General features: G+C 48.2%; 21 protein-coding genes. 6 read left to right on the forward strand and 15 right to left on the reverse strand.

Annotated elements, in window-relative coordinates; translation table 11 throughout:
* Positions 1-32: 32 nt before the first annotated feature.
* The 11 genes from GOC95_RS05180 to GOC95_RS05230 all read right to left on the reverse strand — a co-directional run bounded on the left by GOC95_RS05180 (position 33) and on the right by GOC95_RS05230 (position 13,487).
* Positions 33-1,418, reverse strand: coding sequence for a copper oxidase (locus tag GOC95_RS05180; RefSeq protein WP_275356163.1), 1,386 nt, complete (start codon positions 1,416-1,418; stop codon positions 33-35).
* Between the two features lies 1 nt (position 1,419).
* A complete protein-coding gene (locus tag GOC95_RS05185; RefSeq protein ID WP_275356164.1) occupies positions 1,420-2,799 on the reverse strand; it encodes a TolC family protein in 1,380 nt (459 codons plus the stop codon).
* On the reverse strand, positions 2,789-4,015 hold the full coding sequence (locus tag GOC95_RS05190; protein ID WP_275356165.1) for a DUF2231 domain-containing protein: 1,227 nt from the start codon (positions 4,013-4,015) through the stop codon (positions 2,789-2,791). Before GOC95_RS05190 ends, GOC95_RS05185 begins: the two co-directional genes overlap by 11 nt.
* Before the next feature lie 569 nt (positions 4,016-4,584).
* Positions 4,585-4,998, reverse strand: a complete 414-nt coding sequence (gene cueR, locus GOC95_RS05195; RefSeq protein WP_275356166.1) for a Cu(I)-responsive transcriptional regulator — start codon at positions 4,996-4,998, stop codon at positions 4,585-4,587.
* Between the two features lie 60 nt (positions 4,999-5,058).
* Entirely contained in the window at positions 5,059-5,253 is a 195-nt protein-coding gene (locus tag GOC95_RS05200; protein WP_343223966.1) for a heavy-metal-associated domain-containing protein, read from the reverse strand.
* A gap of 77 nt (positions 5,254-5,330) precedes the next feature.
* Positions 5,331-7,817, reverse strand: a complete 2,487-nt coding sequence (locus tag GOC95_RS05205) for a heavy metal translocating P-type ATPase (RefSeq protein WP_275356168.1) — start codon at positions 7,815-7,817, stop codon at positions 5,331-5,333.
* A 177-nt stretch (positions 7,818-7,994) separates the two neighbouring features.
* Positions 7,995-8,870, reverse strand: a complete 876-nt coding sequence (locus GOC95_RS05210) for an alpha/beta hydrolase (protein ID WP_275356169.1) — start codon at positions 8,868-8,870, stop codon at positions 7,995-7,997.
* An 89-nt stretch (positions 8,871-8,959) separates the two neighbouring features.
* Complete coding sequence (gene fabF / locus GOC95_RS05215) at positions 8,960-10,234, reverse strand: beta-ketoacyl-ACP synthase II (RefSeq protein WP_275356170.1); 1,275 nt, start codon at positions 10,232-10,234, stop codon at positions 8,960-8,962.
* 16 nt (positions 10,235-10,250) lie between these two features.
* Entirely contained in the window at positions 10,251-11,666 is a 1,416-nt protein-coding gene (locus GOC95_RS05220; protein WP_275356171.1) for a DHA2 family efflux MFS transporter permease subunit, read from the reverse strand.
* Positions 11,667-11,740: 74 nt separating this feature from the next.
* Positions 11,741-12,646 carry an alpha/beta hydrolase gene (locus GOC95_RS05225; RefSeq protein ID WP_275356172.1) on the reverse strand — a complete coding sequence of 302 codons (906 nt, stop codon included), beginning with the start codon at positions 12,644-12,646 and terminating at the stop codon, positions 11,741-11,743.
* 43 nt (positions 12,647-12,689) lie between these two features.
* Complete coding sequence (locus GOC95_RS05230) at positions 12,690-13,487, reverse strand: SDR family oxidoreductase (RefSeq protein ID WP_275356173.1); 798 nt, start codon at positions 13,485-13,487, stop codon at positions 12,690-12,692.
* Positions 13,488-13,626: 139 nt separating this feature from the next.
* Here GOC95_RS05230 and GOC95_RS05235 point away from each other — a divergent pair, with 139 nt between their 5' ends.
* From GOC95_RS05235 to GOC95_RS05260, 6 genes are all read left to right on the forward strand, one after another.
* The gene (locus GOC95_RS05235) at positions 13,627-14,235 is read left to right on the forward strand and encodes a TetR/AcrR family transcriptional regulator (protein ID WP_275356174.1); all 609 of its coding nucleotides are present in this window, start codon (positions 13,627-13,629) and stop codon (positions 14,233-14,235) included.
* 458 nt (positions 14,236-14,693) lie between these two features.
* The gene (locus GOC95_RS05240) at positions 14,694-15,323 is read left to right on the forward strand and encodes a hypothetical protein (protein ID WP_275356175.1); all 630 of its coding nucleotides are present in this window, start codon (positions 14,694-14,696) and stop codon (positions 15,321-15,323) included.
* A 348-nt stretch (positions 15,324-15,671) separates the two neighbouring features.
* On the forward strand, positions 15,672-15,959 hold the full coding sequence (locus GOC95_RS05245; protein ID WP_194748562.1) for a co-chaperone GroES: 288 nt from the start codon (positions 15,672-15,674) through the stop codon (positions 15,957-15,959).
* Positions 15,960-16,005: 46 nt separating this feature from the next.
* Complete coding sequence (gene groL / locus GOC95_RS05250; RefSeq protein ID WP_194748563.1) at positions 16,006-17,646, forward strand: chaperonin GroEL; 1,641 nt, start codon at positions 16,006-16,008, stop codon at positions 17,644-17,646.
* Positions 17,647-17,955: 309 nt separating this feature from the next.
* Entirely contained in the window at positions 17,956-18,567 is a 612-nt protein-coding gene (locus GOC95_RS05255; protein WP_275356176.1) for an FKBP-type peptidyl-prolyl cis-trans isomerase, read from the forward strand.
* Positions 18,568-18,715: 148 nt separating this feature from the next.
* Positions 18,716-19,138 (forward strand): cupin domain-containing protein, encoded by a 423-nt coding sequence (locus GOC95_RS05260; protein ID WP_275356177.1) that lies wholly within the window; start codon positions 18,716-18,718, stop codon positions 19,136-19,138.
* A gap of 20 nt (positions 19,139-19,158) precedes the next feature.
* On the opposite strand, the gene GOC95_RS05265 is transcribed toward GOC95_RS05260, so the two are convergent.
* From GOC95_RS05265 to GOC95_RS05280, 4 genes are all read right to left on the reverse strand, one after another.
* Positions 19,159-20,151 (reverse strand): NAD(P)H-dependent glycerol-3-phosphate dehydrogenase, encoded by a 993-nt coding sequence (locus tag GOC95_RS05265; RefSeq protein ID WP_275356178.1) that lies wholly within the window; start codon positions 20,149-20,151, stop codon positions 19,159-19,161.
* Between the two features lie 61 nt (positions 20,152-20,212).
* Positions 20,213-20,689 carry a protein-export chaperone SecB gene (secB, locus tag GOC95_RS05270; protein WP_194748568.1) on the reverse strand — a complete coding sequence of 159 codons (477 nt, stop codon included), beginning with the start codon at positions 20,687-20,689 and terminating at the stop codon, positions 20,213-20,215.
* 95 nt (positions 20,690-20,784) lie between these two features.
* Positions 20,785-21,042 carry a glutaredoxin 3 gene (gene grxC / locus GOC95_RS05275; protein WP_194748569.1) on the reverse strand — a complete coding sequence of 86 codons (258 nt, stop codon included), beginning with the start codon at positions 21,040-21,042 and terminating at the stop codon, positions 20,785-20,787.
* A gap of 11 nt (positions 21,043-21,053) precedes the next feature.
* Positions 21,054-21,473, reverse strand: a complete 420-nt coding sequence (locus tag GOC95_RS05280; RefSeq protein ID WP_275356179.1) for a rhodanese-like domain-containing protein — start codon at positions 21,471-21,473, stop codon at positions 21,054-21,056.
* Positions 21,474-21,599 lie beyond the last annotated feature (126 nt).

Genomic DNA, 21,599 nt, shown 5'->3' on the forward strand with positions numbered 1-21,599 from the left:
GTTTTTATTAATGCATTGGAGTAGGTCATCTATTAGTGACCAGAATGGTTAGTTGGCTTTCTTACATTAACCTCTGCTTCACTTTCAAAATGAGAATTCTGACGCTGGATCTTAGTTGTATCCACCTCGATTGCATGTGCAACCGAGCCACTTGGGTGCTTGTAGTCGCCAGGATTTTGATAATCATTCTTCGCAAGCCCCTCCCGGACCTTGACAGTGGTAAACATGCCGCCCATTTCCAATGAGCCGTATTGTCCATTACCCATCATCATGGGCAATGTGTTTTTCGGCAAGGGCATCTCCATCATTTCGTTCATTTCAGACATCCCCGTCTCCCCCATAGGCATGTAATCGGGCACGAGATTGGTGATTTTCTTCATGAGGTCACTTTGCTTGACGCCTATCATGGTTGGAAAGTCGTGGCCCATGGCATTCATGGTGTGATGACTCTTATGACAATGGAATGCCCAATCACCAGGCTCATTAGCCACAAATTCAATTGCACGCATTTGACCAACGGCTATGTCGGTAGTCACTTCCGGCCAGCGTGCCGTTTTTGGCACCCAACCGCCGTCGGTACCGGTGACTTCAAACTCGTGACCATGCAGATGGATAGGGTGATTGGTCATGGTGAGATTGCCGACGCGGATGCGCACGCGGTCATCTTTACGCACGACAATCGGGTCTATGCCTGGGAACGCCCGGCTGTTCCAGGTCCATAAGTTGAAATCGAGCATAGTATTTACCTTGGGCGTAAAACTGCCCGGCTCAATGTCGTAGGCATTTAGCAAAAACACAAAATCACGGTCCACCGGCATGAATTTTGGGTTCTTGGGGTGCGTGATCCAGCTGCCCATCATGCCCATAGCCATTTGCAACATTTCGTCCGCGTGGGGATGATACATAAAAGTGCCCGGCCGCTTGGCCTGAAATTCATATACAAAGGTTTTACCGGGCTCAATCGCAGGTTGAGTGAGACCACTCACCCCATCCATGCCATTAGGCAAACGCTGGCCATGCCAATGCACACTGGTTTTTTCAGGCAGGCGATTGGTCACAAAAATACGCACGCGATCTCCCTCAACCACCTCAATTGTCGGCCCAGGACTTTGCCCGTTGTAGCCCCAAAGATTTGCTTTCATGCCTGGCGCAATTTCTCTCACCACAGGTTCTGCAACAAGGTGAAACTCCTTGACACCATTGTTCATCTTCCAAGGAAGGCTCCAGCCATTCAAAGTAACTACCGGTTGATACGGGCGCCCTGTACCAGGATAAAGCGGCTCTTGTGTGTTTACCACCTCAGAGGTGATGATTTCCGGAATAGCAGCTAATGCAACCTTGCTAACAGCACTAACGGCAACGCCAGCCATGCCTAAACCAGCATATTTAAAAAAGTTTCTTCTATCCATTGTTGTCATCTTATTGACCTTCCATCAAACGAGGACTGGCGACTAAAGTAGCTTGCAATTCTGCATCAGCTAACCAAAAGTCGCGTAATGATTCGATATAGCCTTTTACGCTTTGTACTTGCGCTCTGGCATCGCCAAATAATTCAAATGGGCTTGTGAGCATGCCGTTATAGCGCAGTTGATCCTCGTACAATATGCGTTTGCGTAATGGCACAATCTCATCGCGAATGTGACGAGTGACATCATGTTTGGTGCGATAGGTGTTATACCGTTCTCGTATCTCAGATTGCGCATTGGTCACCAACTGAGCAGTTTCCTGTACCGACTGCATGTAAATTGACTCCGCCCGTGGCACCTTGGCCTGGCCCCAGTCAAACAACGGTATCTCGAAAGCGATATCGATACCTTTCTTATAAGGCTCACTTCTTCTGCCCTCCAATACTCGTGCCGGGCCTAACTCAATCACATTGATGAATCGTGTGGTTTTGGTGAGTCCTAGCTGCTTAGCCAAAGCATCCATTTCAGAGCGCTTAACCAGCAGGTCCAATCGTTGTTCATAGGCATTTTGTTCAAAGGCCTGTAACGCTGAAAGAGACTTAGGCAGATCAGGTAACCGAGGTTGGATTGTGAGTTGTGACGCTTTCACACCTAATTGCCTGGCCAAAGCCTCATATGCCCTAACTTCAGCATTCTTTGCATTAGCATATTCAAGTGCGGCATCGGCATAGAAGCTTTGCTCACGTGACTGCTCCAAGCGATTCCAGTTGCCGGTTTCATGCAGTCGTTTAGCCAACTCAGCACTGGCTTCTGCAGACTCTTTCACTTGTGCGCTATATCTAGCCAATTCCGTAGCGGCAACCGCATTAAAATAAGCGGTACGTGTCTGATAGGCGAGTTTTAGGACCTCAATGGCGGTAGATGCTTGTGTCTGGGCAAAACGTCTTTTTTCAACTTCTACCGCTTTAGGCATGGTGATCAATGAGAAGACGTTGAACGTGAATGCCTGCTCGATCTTATACTCACCACCATCACGCGCATAAAGCATAGAGAAACGTGGATTAGGCAATCGGCCTGCCTGTACAAGATCAGCTTCTGAGATGCCCAGCTCGTAGAATGAAGCTTGTAGGCCTTTATTGTTATAAAGCGCCACCTGTACTGCGCCCTCTACATCCAAGGGTTGTGCAAGTAATGCCTGAGTCTTGTCCTGCAGGGACTTTGTAGACGCTTCTGTCTTAGCCCATTCATACGCTTGCTTCAGGTGGGGTTGAGTTTGTTTTTGTACCTCATTCATGCCGCCATCTTTGGAGAAGGACGCGCACCCACCTAATAACAGGCTTACAGCAACAAGAATGGCGCTGCGTGCTCTGAGATTTCCAATATTAGTGCTCATGTGAATCTCCTCCAGAGGATGCATGTTGATGATCTGAATGACTGTCCTGAGCCGGTATTGCTGATTCACTTGCTTCACCATGGTGGTGTCCCGCATGATGATGGCCACCAGATGCAGGCAAAGATAGAACACCAATGCCATGGCGATAGACCACTTCGCCACCCAGCCATGCCGTTATCGCGACAGCCATGGATAGTCCTGCCAGGCAAACTAATACTGGCATTGACATCGGGCTGTCCTGACGGGATTTCGACGAATTCCAGATTGCAACGAGCACTAATCCAACAGCAGTAGGGATTGCCCAGGCTCGATGCAACAACATGGCAGCATGGCCGGCATCATCGTGATTCATGGTTGAGTTGAATGCCAGCCAACCAAAACCAACAGCAGTCACAGCACTCACAGCAGCTAGTATCAATACGTAATATCCTGTGGCGGCCAATGAAGTGGATGATGCAGATTGGCGGCGCAACCGAGCAGCTAGGCCTAAAATAAATGCCACCATCGTCAACGCAATTGGAAAATGTACGACTGCCGGATGCAAATTTGGAATAATTTGGAAACCGGTGTGTTCTGAGGGCATTTCTGATTTAAGGGCTTCTGAAGCCTCATGGATATGGCTTGAGTGATCATCTTCCGCAAGCACACCCTCCGAATTTCCATGCTCATGGGTTATGGATACAGCCTTTTCACCTTCACTTCCTGCATGGTTCATCATTCCATGGTCGTGAGTGTGTGCCGACATTTCAGATGAAGATGATTTGTGATCCATGCTTGCCATGCTGTGGCCCATGTCCTCAGCCTGATTATTCATGTCATGCATTTTGCTATGGTCCATCACCGGCATGCTGTTATGGTCCATGCCTTTCATATTGCCCTGATCCATGGGTGGCATCTGAGACTTTGAGTCATGTAAAGCATGCTTATCGCCATGAGACATACGATGTCCCATCGCTTCATGATGCATTGGTTGATCCGAGGAGTGCTGCATCCCCGGCATTTGATGGCCTTGGTCTGCAATCGAAGAATCTAGCGATTTCCAATCTGTTTGATGGTCATTATTTGTCGGCTTGTAATCATCAAAGGTGGACTGGTATGGCGCAGAGCTTTCTTCCGCAAATGATGCACCAATACCCAATCCTAATGTCATCGCAATAAAGAATAAGTATTGATAGAAAGAGGCAAGCCTGACGCTCTCTAGGGTAGTAAATTTCATATAAACCTCTCATTTAGAATTCCCAATATCCATTGGAAATACATTCTTTCGCCTGCCGCGAGCATGCAAAAGCATAAATGTGCTAGCCAAAGACCTGATAGGACTTTAGCCAATGTACTAAATGAGGGTAAAGCGCGGAGGTCGCTCAGGACCGGTGGATATATGACTCGTGAAATCTGGGACGATAAAACCGATTGCCGTACCTGCAACGATCAAATGATGCTTGAGATAATCACTCGAAGCCGCAAAGGCGAAGCCTGAGCAACAGACTGAACATTTGGAACAATGGTTACAAGCGTGTTTAGTATCATCTGGATGTTTGTGAGCATGACTATCTGCAGCCCCCTCGTGGTGTTCATGGCTATGCCCACTGACACTTTCATGGATGTGCTGGCTTTGTGGCTTCTCACAATTGACCATGCTGACCGCTGCAAATCCCTGCACCGGTAGAATGATTGCAATGAGCCAAATAGTGAAAATCTTAATTAGCTTTCTCACGATGAGCTTATGATAACCCTAAATTAAAAATGATTCAGTGACATACTTAAATTTCTTGTGACGGAAATACCCTATGGGTGGATTTCTTGATTTAGCGCAAGTTGCTCCAGGATCGGACATTCTGGGCGATCATCTCCATGGCAACAATGAACAAGCTTTTCTAGCTCCGACTTAATCGACACCAGGCTTTGAATCTTTTGGTTTAAGGCTTCAACATGGGCGTTTGCCAATTCTTTCACTTTACTACTTGGCCGAAGCGGATCTTGCCATAGGCTTAATAATTCCTCAATTTGCTTGATAGAAAAACCTAAATCACGGGAGTGTCTAATAAAGCTTAGCGTATGGATATCTTTTTCAGAATATTGACGATATCCAGAAAAGGTTCTTGATGCCGCAGGCAACAAGCCAACACTTTCGTAATGCCGGATCATTTTGGTCGATATGCCAGACGCCCTGGCAGCTTGCCCGATGTTAAATAGACTCATTGCTTATGTCCAAATAATAGGTAAAAAAGCCTGCTGATCTAGCTCAGCAGGCAGAGTGAATTATTCACTCGCAGGTGAAAAACCTGCATTTATCAAAGCGGAAACGATCTCGTCTCTTGCAACCATGGTTTCAACATTGACTGTTCTGGTTGGAGGGTCGGCTGCAATGCTTGCTGCCGGATCAACGGCTTTAATGGCACTTGTGACACCTCTTGCACATCCACCACAAGTCATATTCTCAATATGAAATTTCATCATCCACTCCTTCGGCAATGATTGGTCGTCATCATTAGAATAAAGCTTCCAATAATGGCAAGGTAAAGCGATTTAAGTCAATGTGTTGACGATTCGATCATGGGCGGAATGAATGTACGTAAGCGCAAGGCATTCCCTAAAACAAATATACTGGACAAGGCCATCGCACCCGCTGCAAAGATGGGTGAAAGCAACAGTCCCCATACAGGGTAAAGTGCGCCAGCAGCAACCGGAATCAAGGCGGTGTTGTAGGCAAATGCCCAAAACAGGTTTTGATGAATATTGCCTATCGTTGCTTTGGATAGGGCAATCGCATTCGGCACCCCTAGCAAATTACCAGACATCAGAACGACATCTCCAGACTCTATGGCTACATCCGTACCTGTGCCGATTGCCAAGCCGACATCCGCCTCTGCCAGTGCCGGCGCATCATTAATACCGTCTCCGACAAATGCAACCTGCCCATACGTCGCTTTTAAACGCCGGATGGCTGCTACTTTACCTTCTGGCATCACCTCGGCAATCACTATATCAATCCCAAGCTGCTGGGCGATTGCGTGTGCGGTTTTGGCATTATCACCAGTAATCATCGCCACTTTGAGGCCAAGCTGGTGAAGCGCTGCAACCGCGCCCGGTGTCGAAGTTTTAATGGGGTCAGCAACGGCAATAATACCCGCCAGCTGGCCATCAATCGCGGCATATAATGGAGACTTCGCTTCTTTGCCCAATCGTTCTGCTGCCTCCGCAAAAATACTGACATCAAGCCCCAGCTGACGCATAAACCGATCGGCCCCGACTTCGACGAGTGAACCCGCAACCTTGGCTCTCACACCCATGCCGGTCACCGCTTCAAATTCAATTAAATCCGGTAGTGACTGGCCATCCTCAGTCGCAGCAGTGACAATTGCCCGCGCTATCGGGTGTTCGGATTTAGACTCCACGGCACCTATTTTTGCTAGTAACTGGTTACGGTCCAATGTTTCCGCAATTTCCAAATCGGTCAGAACGGGGCGCCCTTCCGTAAGTGTGCCCGTTTTATCCAAGGCAACGACTTTGACATCTTTAAGCAATTGCAGCGCTTCGCCTTTTCTGAACAAAATACCTAGCTCAGCCCCGCGCCCAGTGCCAACCAAAATAGAAGTGGGTGTCGCCAATCCCATGGCACATGGGCATGCAATGATCAACACTGCGACTGCGTTCACCAGTGCAAAAGTCAATGCAGGTGTAGGACCAAAAATGATCCAGGAAATAAAGGTGAGTAATGCTACACTCATGACAGCAGGCACAAACCACATCGTCACTTGATCAACCACGGCCTGTATCGGTAGCTTGGAACCTTGGGCTTGCTCAACCAAGCGTATAATTTGTGCCAACATGGTTTGACTACCTACCGCTGTAGCACGCACCGTGAAGACACCCTTTTGATTAATGGTACCGCCGACTACAGCACTACCCAAAACCTTTTCCACAGGAATGGGTTCACCCGTAATCATGGATTCATCAACGAAACTGTTACCATTGGTGATTTCACCATCTACAGGCACTCTCTCGCCGGGTCGCACTTCGAGTTCATCATTGAGAAGGACTTCATTGATAGGGATGTCTAACAAACGCCCCTCTCTCATGACATGGGCCTCTTTAACCTGCATTTTTGCGAGGCGTTTGATCGCTTCAGAGGTACGTCCTTTGGCGCGTTCTTCTAAAAACCGACCTAATAGGATCAATACGACGATAACTGCAGCCGCCTCGAAGTACACGTTGACCGCTCCCTTGGGCAGTAGCCCTGCAGCAAAGGTCGCTACCACTGAGTACGCGAACGCAGCAGCTGTGCCCACGGCGACGAGTGAGTTCATATCAGGGGTTAACCTGAGGAGCGCCGGAATTCCCTTTTGGTAAAACCGTCTTGCTGGAAAAACCAATACTATCGTTGTTAGTGCAAATTGGATGTACCAGCTATTTTGCATCCCTATAGTATTCATGATTAATTCATGAACAGCGGTTATCAGGTGCGCCCCCATCTCCATCAAAAAAACCGGTAACGTCAATCCTGAAGCGAGAATGAGGTCATCTCTCAACTCAAGAAGTTTTACCTCTTTCTGATTGGAGGCAGCCTCTTGCAACTGAGTGACAGAATTGATGGCTTTTGCTTCGTAACCAATACGCACAATAGCGGAAATCAGATCGGCCTTCTCGACATAGCCATAAACGGTTGCCCTTTCTGTGGCCAAATTGACTGATGCCTCAGCAACACCAGGTACAGATTTCAATGCTTTTTCAACTCGACCAACACATGAGGCGCACGTCATGCCTATTACATTTAGTTCTATTTTTGATGTTGGGACTTCATACCAAATCTTACGAATTGCTTGAATCAAAGCTGAAAGATCAGTGTCTGCTGATGTTTTAATGTTTGCACGCTCAGTAACAAGGTTAACTGACGCACTTTTTACACCTGGCACTTTGTTTAACGCTGCTTCAACACGGCGGACACAGCTAGCACATGTCATGCCTTGGACAGGAAGGGAGATATCTTGGATAGCATCACTTAACTGTTTTTCAGACATACTTAATGGCCTCGGAAACTGCTTGGTTAAATGTTCATCCAGTCTAAAGCTTTCCATGATGGAAAGGTCAACCGCATTTCAATAAACAAACATTAAGAAAATGTATTACCAGAACCGAAAGTAGCTTAAGGATTGTGGTGTCGGGCTTAACGTGAAAAATACTTTTACATGGTTTAATTAATTTGCCTCCAAGTATTGGGATATGGTCTTTTTTAAATCCTCTGGATTATCCACGCTGAGGAAATGCCCAGAACCCGTGATAGTCTCAAGCTTTGCGTTTGGTACTTTCTTCCAAGTCAAATATCTTTCGGCTTGTCTTGACCAGTCATTTTCTCCGTATATCAGCATTACAGGGCTTTTGATCTTATGATATTGATCAGTGGCCTGCGCCCAACTGCGCCAGTTTTTTAATATGTTCCTGCCAAGAAAACTGTAGCCCGGCCGATGTCCTGTTTTATCAAACATTGTCATTAACCAGGTTGGGATTTTTTTGATTTTTGTGACGCCGCCATTCATCACCAGGCTCAAGAAAAATGGATTCTCAAGTGCAGCAAAAATCGCCCCATTGATGGGAATTGAGTAATTCCACATCATAAAGTTGGCAATAACGTTGCCACGCCGGATGCCATCTGCGTAACGGGTTTCATAATCGTATGTATTGACCGCAATCACCTGCTTAATCTTATCTGGGATTTGTGCAGCGACCGTGAGAGACAATGTCGCGCCAATAGACTCACCAATTAAGGTGAGATTGGTCAAATTCAGCTGATCAATTAAATCAAGCACAGAGGCTCTCAAATAGGGCTCGTCGTAGTTGATTTTCTTATTGATGGACGATTGACCGTGACCAGGTAAATCAATGGCATAGACGGTAAATTTGCTCGCATAAAATGGAATCATCTCGCTAAACAACTCAATTTGCGTTCTGATCGTATGCATTAAAAGCAGCGGTTCTCCACTCCCTGTTTTAATGACTCGAACCGTTTCCCCGTCTTTAAGCGTGACAAAAAATTCCTCTCCGTTAAATTTAAGATCTGTTGGTGCATCACGCATTTCATTCTCCCTTATCAAATTAATTAGTACTTATCATTGCGAATGAAGTGATATTTAAGTGATCACCCCACAGGTTTGATCCATCATGCTCAACCGTTAAAACGTTTAAAAATGACAGATGCATTAACCCCGCCAAACCCAAACCCATTCGAAAGGGCATATTCAAGATGTCGATGAATGGGAGCTTGTTTCGTAATCGCCAGCCCAGTTGCCCGCGCATCTGGCGTGTACAAATTGATCGTGGGTGGGCAACACTGCGCCTCAATTGCTTTAATGGTAAAAATGGCTTCTAGACCGCCCGCTGCGCCCAGCAAATGTCCAGTGGAAGACTTTGTGGCACTGATCACAGGTTGGGAATGGCGCTGACCAAACACAGTTCTGATGGCTGCCAGTTCACTTGCATCTCCCATGGGAGTAGACGTGGCATGCGCATTGATATGGTCAACGGCCTCGGGAGATATGTGTGCTTGATTAAGGGCAATCATCATGGCCCTGGCAGCACCGGAACCCTCCTCGGGGCTGGAGGTGATATGGTAGGCGTCAGAAGTGGTTCCATATCCCACTAATTCAGCAAGCGGTTTTGCACCTCTCGCCATGGCGTGTTCATAGGACTCAATCACCAAAATACCAGCCCCCTCTGCCATCACAAACCCATCACGATGCGTGTCAAACGGTCTTGAGGCTAACTCAGGGCTTGCAGCGTATCTTGTACTCAGTGCTTTTGCGGCTGCAAACCCGCCGAGGCTGACTTTATCAATACAAGCTTCTGTCCCCCCACAGATTGCGATATCGGCTTCATTGGCATGAATCATCCTGGCCGCATCGCCAATCGCTTGTACGCCTGCTGCACAGGCGGTAACCGGAGCACCGAGTGGTCCTTGGAATTGGTGTTTAAGTGCTATCTGCGCAGCCGCCAAATTGACCAAAAATGATGGAATCGTAAATGGCGAGAGCTTACCCACACCCACTGCTTCGCCTGTGCGGACTGCATGTGCAATGGCTGGGAAACCACCCACCCCTGAAGCGACAATCGTGGCAGTGCGTTGTTTTTGAATCTCAGTCATCGGTAGCCACTGGGCTTGCTGAATGGCCTCGTTAGCGGCAATCAGAGCAAATTGAATAAATCTGTCAGAGCGTCTTAACTCCTTTGCATCGAGATATTCAGACAAATTGAGCCCCATGCTCGGATCAAGCTCTGATGGTTTAACCCAACCGGCGATGTTGACTGGACTGCCTTCTGCCAACGCATCAGGGAGCATAGAGATTCCAGACTTTCCCTCCAACAAATGTTTCCATGCCAAGTCAACGCCTGTTCCAAGCGGACTGACTGCGCCCATCCCAGTAATCACAATACGTTTCATCATAAATTTCCCTGAAGGCCTATTGAGTTAAATTGGCAAGTTGTTTTGGGTGGGTATTGATCGGGATACATAACATGGCCGTAATGAGCGCCAATGCAATATGTATGCTGTACGTTGGGATAAAGTCACCCGGCTTGAGCAGTGCTTTACCAAGGAATAACACGGTGATGGACACACCTATCACCGTGCCAATTTGGCGGGCAGCGTGATTGATGGCAGAACCAACGGCATAGTCTTTTTGTGGCAAACCAAACATGGCGGCAGCGGATAAAGAGGGCATGACCAAGCCGACAGAGATGCCGCTTAATAGTAAACCCGGTAGCCATGTAGCCAGATAATTAGGGGTGGTATCGGGGACCATTAAAAACCACAGCCCACTGAGGGCGTAGGTCATGGTGCCTGTGATAAGCAAAGGACGATGTCCTACTTTGGAGGCTATTTTCCCTGCAACCAATGCGGTAGGCACAACCATCAGTGGCCCTGGCATGACAGACGCACCGGCTAAGGACTGGCTTAAATGCCATATATTCTTCATCCAAAAAAAGAATGAAAAAAACATGATGGAAAACGCAATCCCGAAAGTGATGGCTGCCAGGTTTGCAAATAAAAAGGTTTTGTTTTTAAACAGGCTGAGGTCAAACAATGGTTCTGAGTAAAACTTCGCCCATGGAATATAACTTGCCAGCAACACCAAACCTAACATCAGAATGGCTGTTAACTCATAGGGATTCCAACTAGGCGACTTCATCTCAACAATCGCAAACGCAATTGCTCCGACACCGACGACCAACTGCAACATGCCGACAAGATCAAGCCGCATATGCGCTCTTGGCTGAACCGACTCATGCAATACAGCTAAGCTTTGCCATATGCAGAATAATCCAATCGGGATGTTGATAAAAAACGCCCACTGCCAGCCACCTACATCAATAATCCAGGAACCAATCCCCGGACCTAATGCCGCGGCCAAAGCACCAACAGCGCCCCAAGCGCCCATGATGACTGACCGCCTCTCGCGAGGAAACGCCTCCAATACCAGCGCCAATGCAGAGGGGGTCAGCAGACAAGCGCCGATAGATTGAAAAACTCTGGCGACAATAAGCCATGAGACGCTTGGGGCGGCACCGCATGCAAATGAGGCGCTGATAAATAACAAGGTGCCTAGTGTGAATATTTTTTTACGCCCAAATTTATCTGCAATACCACCCGCCGGGATCAGCATGGCAGCATAGACAATAGAGTAGCCGCTCATCGCCCAGGATAGATCAGCGGCAGTAGAGTCCGGAAAGCTACTGAGAATATTATTGAACCCAGCATACAGAATCGTCGTATCCAGGGAGGACATAAAAATCGCAATACTGGCGATTGCGAATACCCGCCAAGCTGCCGGGATTGCTTTATTTGCTGACACTAACTGCTGTATGTTTGAGTTCATGACATTCTCTGATTTGACTTAGGCGTATTAGGAAACTGGCCACACCGCCTAGACTCGTTGCGGCCAGTGTTCTCTTAGTGACTCAGAAAGAACTCAGCTGTGTTTACAAACGAATCATGGTACTGAAAAATAGAACCGTGATTGGAGTCTGGATATAACAGCAATTGCGCATTTTTAAGCTGCTTATATAAGGTAATCGAACCCTCGGTTGGTAACATGGTGTCATTGCTACCCGTCACCACCAAAACCGGTTGTTGAATGGCTTTTAACGTTTTGAATTCAGGATCAGGTGTGCTCGTCCATACAATTAAGGCCTTGCCATGTGCATCTGCAATCTCCTTGCCACTTTCAGGGTCACGCCCTTCTTTTCTGGCATACACGCGAGACAAAAATGCAGCGGCGGCTTGCTTCCCTGCATCACTTTGTGAGAAGAACAGATAGTCGCGTGGATCTGGTGCATTGGCTCTGGAAAAAGCCTCACCCAACACTTTCATCAGATGATTGCCACCGCCTTGATGGGTAGTCCCGGCGAGAATCACTTTTCGAACCAGCTCTGGATGTTGCGCAGCAAGTTCTTGAGCAACAAACCCACCCATCGAAAACCCCAACACATCCACTTGCTTATAGCCCAGAGCTTGAATAAACGCATAAGCATCTGTGGTCATTTGTGCGATGTTGTCGGCAACCACTCCATTCGTAGCACCAACACCTCTGTTATTGAATACAACCACTGGACGATGCTTGGCCAAGGCATTCACTACCGCTGGATCCCAAGCATCCATATTGCCAGTGAAGTGCTGAAGGAACACTAATGGAGTACCTGATTGAGGGCCTAAAGTGCGGTAAGAGAATTTAATGCCATTGGCCTCTACAAATTTTGTGGCCGCTGTCTCCAGTTTATCCGCAGCCAAGGCCGTGCCTGACTCTATGATGGATAAGGTAGTGGCGATAAGTAACAATGATTTTAAAATTTTATTCACGAATATCTCCTGTTCAGTCAAATAGATGTTTAGCCCGCGGTGATTAGCTCAGGTAACGATTCGCTGGTTTAGCTAATGACAAATGCGGCCCCAATGCTTTTCTTGCCGCTTCAAATGCTTGCCAATCCTCAATATTTGGCAAAGAGGGAATAGTGATCACCTCGCCCAAATCAAATCCTCTTAGCGCGGCATCCACCAGATCATCAGTTTTCATCACCATTTCAGGCGGCAAGTGACTTGCTGGCATATTCACTTTGTCCAGGAACGGCGTATCGGTCGCGCCAGGCAATACCACCTGAATGCGCACCCCTTTGTCACCAAGTTCATGCTGCATGGATTGGCTAAACATCACCACATAAGACTTAGTTGCGTTGTAAACGCCATTGAACATTTCAGGAATATAGGCAAGCACTGAGGCAACATTGATGATGGCACCTTTGCCTTCAGCAAAAAATCGTTTGGCAGCTGCGCCGGAGAGTCGTGTGAGCGCGGTGATGTTCAATTGAATCATGGTCTCCATCGCATCCATATCAGACTCAACCAACGTCGTAGACGCACCACCACCTGCGTTATTCACCAGCAGGGTAATACTGCTATCTTCCCGTAAGCGTGTTTCGACTTTTAATAAATCAGCCTTGAGGGTCAGGTCGGCCGGCATGATTTCTACCTGACTTCCAGATGTGCTCTTAATACCATCTGCTACTTTTTGCAGCTTTGCTTGATCACGTGCCACCAAAATCAAGTCATAACCTCGCTTTGCTAGTCGGTCTGCATACACAGCCCCAATCCCAGTTGATGCACCTGTGATCAATGCTGTCCCAAGTTTATTCACTGCATTCATTTTTCTACCTCTTTACGGTTTAACAGTTACGTATATATATAAAATACCAATCGGTACATAAATACTATGCAACAAAATTTGCTCTGTCAACATTTTTTTGTAACAATTGGTATAAATTACTTAAGTGAAGAAAATTGAGATGACTGAAGAGTTAAAAAAGACACGAGGTCGCCCCAAAATGTTTGATAACGAGGTGATCCTGGACAAGGCTTTGAAAGTGTTTTGGGAAAGGGGCTATGAAGGCGCCTCAATGGCCGAGTTAACCTCCACGCTTGGTGTGAATAAGCCAAGTTTGTATGCTGCGTTTGGCAATAAGGAAGAATTGTTTAGGCAAGCACTTTCTAAGTATGTCTCCGGTCCAGCTTCATTTGTGAGGATGGTGATGAAAGAGCCAACAGCTCGCAAAGTCGCAGAAAAGTTTTTATTAAGTAGCGCAGAGTTTCTAACTAGTGAAGCACATCCCAAGGGATGCATGATCGTGCAAGGCGCCCTTTCATGCGGTGAAGGCGCACAGATCATCAAAGAACAGCTTATTCAGTATAGAAAACATTATGAGGGCTTGTTGACTGAGCGATTTGAGTTGGCACAACTGGAAGGTGATTTATCGCCTGACGTAAATGCCGTTGATTTATCTAAATATTTAGCTACTCTACATCAAGGGATGTCAGTGCAAGCGGTCAATGGCGCCACTCAAGAAGAACTCAAAAGGATGGTTAATGTAGCGATGTTGAATTGGCCGAGCAAATAAGGGGTATCTATCACTGTGGCAGGCGAAAAGCACAGCCCAATCTTATAAGGGCTTTCATCGGTCATTGCTTTAGAACACTTAGTTGATTGTTCAGATTTGATACTTACCACAACATAAGTTGAAAGTTTGATCGTTTAGACTACAATCGGTAAAACGCTAGTGCTCTGTCTCTACATTAATAATCTAATAAGGAGACGCATGAACAACAAAACCAAGAAGGAGCAAAGGATTCCAGCCATGTATATCGAATATTCAATTCATAATATAGAGACCCATGTGACTCTATAATTACTATTAGAACTCGGAATCTTGTTATGTGCAATTTCATAAAAAAATTGTCGGGAGCAAATGTATTCCCAACACTCTGTTATCTATTAGCAGCGTACTTTTTGTACGCTTTTTGTATGTTCGTTGGAGTGCCTCCTAGCAAACCTCTTGATAGTTCGAGCGGAAGTTACTTGGCACTTGCACTATTTCTATTTATGCTCCCCGAAGCCAAAAAGCTGAAATTCGGGCAGCTATTTGAGTACGAGGCTCGGGTCAAAGAAATCAAAGAAGAAGTAAAACAGTTCAAAGATGAAACCCGCTCCACGCTCGCTGCATACACAAGCCTTGTCTCCGCTATTAGCAATACTGTCAGCCAAACCATCAATGTCAATCTTCCAAGCCGCAGTGAGACAACTCAGGCGAAGGAGGACCTCGACACAACTTTAAAAACAAAAACAGGCAAGTCGGAGATTGAGGAACAAATCGAACAATTTCTAGCCTCTGAAGGAAACGATCTCAATTACGCACTTGCTAAGCTCCGTATGCAACTTGAGAAAGAGCTACGCCGTATCCTAGACAAGGAGCCCTCTGCCCCCCTCACGCCAGAGCGAAACACCAAGTTTCTTTCGACGCGTTCATTGTTCCTTCAGTTTGTTGGGCAATTTCCCAACTATCAAGGAATCGAGGGTTCCTTTGATTACGTGCTCAAAATTTGCAATGCAGCAATACATGGCCAATACATCCCCGAAGGCTACGCCCATGAGGCACTATCTATGGGGTTCCGAATGCTAGCAGAGCTCAAGAGCATCAATGAAACCTAGTTCTAACCCATCATTCAAGCGTGACGCCTAACGGCGCCCCTTAATTCAAACGTTAATCTAAATCTCAAATTTAGAAAAAAGTGCCGTTTATTGAATCCTGTAGGTTAAGAAGTTCGTTAACTATCTGATTTTATTGAAATGACACTCTCTTCTTGAATTGCAAAAATCTCAAGTTGAATTACAAACGACAAAAACCCATAAAATTTTTATGTATTAGCCCTTGAAATCAAAAAATCCCGCCCCAAATTAGCAATCAAGGTGCGCGAGTGCTAAAATGCGTACCGCTTTGATTGTTTTAGTTTTAACGTTATCCCTATAACACTTTAGGAAAACTCCAAGGAGAATCTCATGAACATTCGTCCGTTGCACGACCGTGTAATTGTTAAACGCGCTGCTGAAGAGCGCACTACTGCTTCTGGCATTGTGATCCCTGACAGTGCAACAGAGAAACCAGACCAAGGTGTGGTTCAGGCAGTTGGCAATGGCAAAAAAGATGACAACGGCAAGGCTATCGCTTTGGACGTGAAAGTCGGCGACAAAGTATTGTTCGGCAAATACTCCGGCCAAACAGTGAAAGTCAACGGCGAAGAGCTGTTGGTGATGCGCGAAGAAGACATTATGGCGATTGTTGAGTAATCACTCGCAACTCAATCCCACACATTTGTAATTTAGGAGAATTTAAATGGCAGCTAAAGACGTAAGATTTGGTGATGACGTTCGCCAAAAAATGGTAAATGGCGTTAACGTATTGGCTAACGCTGTTCGTGTAACTTTGGGCCCTAAAGGCCGTAACGTGGTATTGGAGCGTTCTTTTGGCGCGCCAACCATCACTAAAGATGGTGTGTCTGTGGCTAAAGAAATCGAACTGAAAGACAAGTTCGAAAACATGGGCGCACAGATGGTGAAAGAAGTTGCTTCTAAAACCAATGATATCGCTGGTGACGGCACAACGACTGCGACTGTATTGGCACAAGCCATCATCCGCGAAGGCATGAAATCTGTCGCTGCCGGCATGAATCCAATGGACCTGAAGCGCGGTATCGACAAAGCAGTTGAAGCTGCTGTAGCTGACCTGAAAGCACAATCCAAACCCTGTACTACCAGCAAAGAAATCGCCCAAGTTGGCGCGATCTCTGCTAACTCTGACGCCTCTGTTGGCCAGATCATTGCGGATGCAATGGACAAAGTGGGTAAAGAAGGCGTGATCACTGTTGAAGACGGTTCAGGCCTGAGCAACGAGCTGGATGTGGTTGAAGGTATGCAGTTTGACCGTGGTTACCTGTCTCCATACTTCATCAACAACCCAGAGCGACAAATCGCGTTGCTGGACAACCCATTCGTGTTGTTGCACGACAAAAAAATCTCCAACATCCGTGACTTGCTGCCAACCTTGGAACAAGTGGCAAAAGCTGGCCGTCCATTGCTGATCATCGCTGAAGATGTTGATGGCGAAGCGCTGGCAACCCTGGTAGTGAACAACATCCGCGGTATCCTGAAAACGACTGCAGTTAAAGCCCCAGGCTTTGGTGACCGTCGTAAAGCCATGTTGGAAGACATCGCGATTCTGACTGGCGGTACTGTGATCTCTGAAGAAGTGGGCCTGAAACTGGAAGCCGTACAACTGCACGATCTGGGTCAAGCCAAGCGTATCGAAGTGGGCAAAGAAAACACCATCATCATTGACGGTGCTGGCAACGAAGAAGCGATCAAGGCCCGTATCACTCAAATCAAAACACAAATCGAAGAAGCTTCTAGCGACTACGACCGTGAAAAACTGCAAGAGCGCGTGGCCAAACTGGCTGGCGGTGTTGCCGTGATCAAGGTTGGCGCGACGACTGAAATCGAAATGAAAGAGAAAAAAGCCCGCGTGGAAGATGCATTGCACGCGACACGTGCTGCGGTTGAAGAAGGTATTGTGGCTGGCGGTGGCGTGGCATTGATTCGTGCCCGCGAAGCGATTGCCAAAGTGAAAGGTGACAACCTGGATCAAGAAGCAGGCATCAAGATCGTTCTGCGTGCGGTTGAAGAGCCACTGCGCCAGATCACACAGAACGCTGGCGTTGAACCATCAGTCGTGGTGAACAACGTGGCTGCCGGTAAAGGCAACTACGGTTACAACGCAGCCAACGAAACCTATGGCGACATGGTTGAGATGGGCGTACTGGATCCAACTAAAGTGACCCGCTCTGCCTTGCAACACGCGGCTTCTGTGGCTGGCCTGATGCTGACCACTGACTGCATGGTTGCTGAACTGCCTAAAGAAGATGCACCAGCAATGGGTGGTGATATGGGCGGTATGGGTGGCATGGGCGGTATGATGTAGCCTTTGCTTGGATGACATCATTGCCGACCATACAAAACAGTGGCGCGACATGATGTCATTTCAATCTTCCCTGCATCGGTGATGCGTCGTTAGTTTTGACATTTAGTCCTTGCCGTACTTCATGTACTGTCTGCGTCGTAAATGTTTCAACGCCTAGCCTCACCTTGGCATTGAAGTTGAAATGCCCTAACAAGCATTCACACAAACAAAACCCGCTTCTGCGGGTTTTGTTTTATCTGTCATTCTCCGCCATAATGGCGAATGGCGCGGCGCACATGCGCGGCATACTCATCTCACGAAAGAATTCATATGACTACTCTAAACACCCTCACTCAACGCCTGAGCTATATCGTCGGCGAAAATATGGCTCACCAATTGCAAAATGACGGCCTGGAGCTGGATGCTGCGGCCGTGGCGCTGGCAGTGAGCGATGTGATGGCCGGCAATGCTTCACGCATGACCGACGACGAAAAACGCAGCACAGTGGAACAAGTGCAACAAGAGAGCCAGGCCAGACAGATGGCTGCCCACGCGAAAAACAAGGCGGCGGGCGAAGCCTATCTGGCAGACAATGCGAAAAAAGAAGGCGTAACCACGACAGCGAGTGGCTTGCAGTATAAACAACTGGTCGCAGGCAATGGCGCGAAGCCTACCACCAGCGACCGTGTCAAAGTCCACTACCACGGCACACTGACCGACGGCACGGTGTTTGATAGCTCTTATCAACGCGGCGAACCGATTGTGTTTCCAGTGACTGGCGTGATTGCAGGCTGGGTAGAAGGCTTGCAGTTGATGAACGTAGGTAGCAAGTTTGAGCTGACAATTCCATCGCACCTGGCGTATGGCGCAAACGGCAGCGGCCCTGTGATTGGCCCGGATGCGACGCTGGTGTTTCAGGTTGAGTTGTTAGCTATCGAATAAGCCGGTCCTAGTAGTACAAATTCAAGGCAATACAGATTCAGGGCATCCCTCGGGTGCCCTTTTTCATGGGGCCGCCGATTCCCGGCTTGCCTCCCTGCCTGCGCTATTGTTAGACTTTGTGAATCTTTCACATTGTCGAGCGCCACAGATGCAAGATCCTCAATTAAACTTAACCGGTGAAATCGTGACTGTGCGCCCTGAACACAGCATAGATACCATTCAGCACCTGCCCAATTATGTGGGCATCTCTCAAATGACGGCGGGGGCCAGGGGCATTTCGATGAATATCGTGGTGATCCCGCCAGCGGCCAAAGCGCAACCGCATTACCATCAAGGCTTTGAAACAGCGATTTACCTGCTGAAGGGTGAAGTGCAAACGTTTTATGGTGAAAATTTGAGCAAGTCCTGTATCAATCAAGCGGGCGACTTTATTTTCATCCCGGCAGGGGTGCCGCATCAGCCAGTCAATTTGAGCCCTGATACCGAAGCGATTGCGCTCGTGGCACGTAACGATGCCAATGAGCAGGAAAGTGTGCGGGTCTATGCGGCTCAGGCCACTGTGCTTGGCTGATCAAGCCGCTGGCAAAAAACCTAGACGGACTCTTGTCGCTGACCGCGACCCAACAAGGCGCTGACGGCTGCTTGCGCCGTTTTCTGGTTGGTGAGTAGTTGATTGACTTCAAAAGTGATGGGCATTTCGACGTCTATGGTTTCGGCACGACGCATGACTTCACGCGCAGTGTTGACGCCTTCTGCCACGTGGCCCAATCCCGCCAGAATGCTCTCTAATGATTTGCCAGAAGCCAGTTGCAAACCGACTTCACGGTTACGCGAATATTGGCCGGTACAGGTCAGAATCAAGTCGCCTGCCCCCGCCAAGCCCATAAAGGTCTCGGCCTTGGCACCCAGCGCCATGCCAAAGCGGGTGATTTCGGCTAAGCCCCGCGTGATCATGGCAGCGCGCGCATTGTTACCAAAGCCCATGCCGTCAGAGATACCGGCGGCAATCGCCATCACGTTTTTAACCGCCCCACCCACCGAAGCGCCGACCACGTCGACGCTATCGTAGACGCGCAAGCAGCCGCCATGAATCAGCTGTGCCGATTGCTGCGCCAGCTCGCGGTGATTGGCGGCGAGTGTAATTGCCGTTGGCAGGCCTCGCACCAGTTCGGCGGCAAAGCTGGGACCGCTTAACACGCCCCACGGATACTCTGCGCCCAACTCCTCTTGCGCCACTTCAAAAGGCAGCTTTGCCGTTTGCGGCTCCAGGCCTTTGTTGGCCCAGATCAAGGGCTGTTGTATGCCCAGACTTTTGAGTTGCTGCAAAATCGGCCGGAAACCCGCCGTAGGCACCACGGATAAAATCAAATCGGCGCCATCAATCGCTGCAGCCAGATCATCCTCTACCGAGAGTTTTTCAGGGAAAGCAAAGTCGCCCAGATACAGCGGATTGGCACGCGCCTTGCGCATGCCAGAAACGTGCCCGCTATTACGCGCCCACAACACCACCTCGTGTTGCAAGGCAATATGCATGGCAAGTGCAGTACCCCAGGCACCTGCACCAAGAACGGCAACTTTACTCATTTGGATGGATCCTGATCAGTCACCGCGTGCTGTCTGCGGTGACTGACAAAGTGAGACGAAATTAGTTAGGGGCGCCAGCCGCTTGCGCAGCTTGTTGCTGCTGTTGCAGATACAAGGCTTCGAAGTTGATCGGGTTCAACAACACGGGCATGAAGCCAGCGCGGGTAACCATATCGGAGATAGCTTCGCGTGCATAAGGGAACAAGATGTTAGGGCAAGCCACCGCCAGGATAGGCTCCATGTTTTCTTGTGGCACGTTGCGGATGGCAAAAATACCGGATTGGTTCACTTCTACCAGGAATGCGGTTTTATCTTCGATTTTCGCGGTCACAGTCACTTTGATGGAGACGTTGAAAATACCGTCTTCCACCTGTTGTGCCGTATTACCCAGTTCTACATTGATCTGTGGCGTCGTACGCTCGGTGAAAATCGCTGGTGCATTAGGCACTTCGATAGAAGCATCATGCACATACAATTTTTCGATGCTAAAAATCGGTGCTGCGTTTTGGTCCGCTTGGTTTTGTGGTTCCTGAGCCATGAATTGTCCTTAAAATTATCAATACACAAAGGCGCTATTCTAACCGGACATCCCTGGCCTGACTATGGGTTTTTTATGACAGCGGACAGGTCACTTCAAGCGGCCAGCAACGGGTCCAGACCGCCCTGCACATCCAGGGCATGCAAGTCATCAAAGCCGCCAACATGGTGCTCGCCAATAAAAATCTGTGGCACCGTACGGCGGCCGGTTTTTTCCATCATTTCGGCCCGTAACTCTGGCTGCAAATCGACACGAATTTTTTCAATTTCGGTCACGCCCTTGTTTTTCAATAACCGTTCGGCATTGATGCAATAAGGGCAGACTGCCGAGGTATACATCACTACTTTTGCCATCATGATTCCTTTCAAGTGGATGACTTGGTGGCTGGCATCTTGGCCTCCACCCAGGCGGCCATGCCACCTTTGAGCACATTCAACGTGGTAAAGCCCTGTGCCTTGAGCAATTTGGCGGCGGCGTTGGCGCGGCTGCCGCGCTGGCAAACCAGCAACACCGGCTTTTCCTTGAATTTTTGAATTTCATTTATGCGGTCAGCCAGTTGCGCAAGCGGAATATGGCGCGCACCCTGCAAATGCCCCAGGGCAAATTCGTCCGCCTCGCGCACATCCAGTACCAAGGCAGATTTTCTATTCATCAGCATCACGGCTTCAGTGACTGAGAGCACAGTTGCCCCCGCCGCAGAACGGCTCAGCATGGGCAGGATCAGCGCTAGGCCAGAGCCGACCGCCAGTCCGATTAACAACACATTATGTTTTAAAAATTCCACAGCGTTACTCACTTTGTTGGGTTATGACGACCGGTGTGCGGTCTTCAGGAGACTGGCCGCTTGGGTAGGCGTGACCAGCGGTTGCGATTATAATAGACGAATTCATCAATCCGACATTTCGTCACC

The sequence above is a fragment of the Methylophilus sp. YYY-1 genome (assembly GCF_029132825.1).
Taxonomy (GTDB): Bacteria; Pseudomonadota; Gammaproteobacteria; order Burkholderiales; family Methylophilaceae; genus Methylophilus; species Methylophilus glucosoxydans.

Coding starts and splice junctions, on each gene's coding strand:
- groL (WP_194748563.1), top strand. CDS start 16,006: ATGGCAGCTAAAGACGTAAGATTTGGTGATGACGTTCGCCAAAAAATG.
- GOC95_RS05220 (WP_275356171.1), bottom strand. CDS start 11,666: ATGAACTCAAACATACAGCAGTTAGTGTCAGCAAATAAAGCAATCCCG.
- grxC (WP_194748569.1), bottom strand. CDS start 21,042: ATGGCAAAAGTAGTGATGTATACCTCGGCAGTCTGCCCTTATTGCATC.
- GOC95_RS05200 (WP_343223966.1), bottom strand. CDS start 5,253: ATGAAATTTCATATTGAGAATATGACTTGTGGTGGATGTGCAAGAGGT.
- fabF (WP_275356170.1), bottom strand. CDS start 10,234: ATGATGAAACGTATTGTGATTACTGGGATGGGCGCAGTCAGTCCGCTT.
- GOC95_RS05235 (WP_275356174.1), top strand. CDS start 13,627: ATGACTGAAGAGTTAAAAAAGACACGAGGTCGCCCCAAAATGTTTGAT.
- GOC95_RS05185 (WP_275356164.1), bottom strand. CDS start 2,799: ATGAGCACTAATATTGGAAATCTCAGAGCACGCAGCGCCATTCTTGTT.
- secB (WP_194748568.1), bottom strand. CDS start 20,689: ATGGCTCAGGAACCACAAAACCAAGCGGACCAAAACGCAGCACCGATT.
- GOC95_RS05190 (WP_275356165.1), bottom strand. CDS start 4,015: ATGAAATTTACTACCCTAGAGAGCGTCAGGCTTGCCTCTTTCTATCAA.
- GOC95_RS05260 (WP_275356177.1), top strand. CDS start 18,716: ATGCAAGATCCTCAATTAAACTTAACCGGTGAAATCGTGACTGTGCGC.
- GOC95_RS05255 (WP_275356176.1), top strand. CDS start 17,956: ATGACTACTCTAAACACCCTCACTCAACGCCTGAGCTATATCGTCGGC.
- GOC95_RS05265 (WP_275356178.1), bottom strand. CDS start 20,151: ATGAGTAAAGTTGCCGTTCTTGGTGCAGGTGCCTGGGGTACTGCACTT.
- GOC95_RS05230 (WP_275356173.1), bottom strand. CDS start 13,487: ATGAATGCAGTGAATAAACTTGGGACAGCATTGATCACAGGTGCATCA.
- GOC95_RS05180 (WP_275356163.1), bottom strand. CDS start 1,418: ATGACAACAATGGATAGAAGAAACTTTTTTAAATATGCTGGTTTAGGC.
- cueR (WP_275356166.1), bottom strand. CDS start 4,998: ATGAGTCTATTTAACATCGGGCAAGCTGCCAGGGCGTCTGGCATATCG.
- GOC95_RS05205 (WP_275356168.1), bottom strand. CDS start 7,817: ATGTCTGAAAAACAGTTAAGTGATGCTATCCAAGATATCTCCCTTCCT.
- GOC95_RS05210 (WP_275356169.1), bottom strand. CDS start 8,870: ATGCGTGATGCACCAACAGATCTTAAATTTAACGGAGAGGAATTTTTT.
- GOC95_RS05245 (WP_194748562.1), top strand. CDS start 15,672: ATGAACATTCGTCCGTTGCACGACCGTGTAATTGTTAAACGCGCTGCT.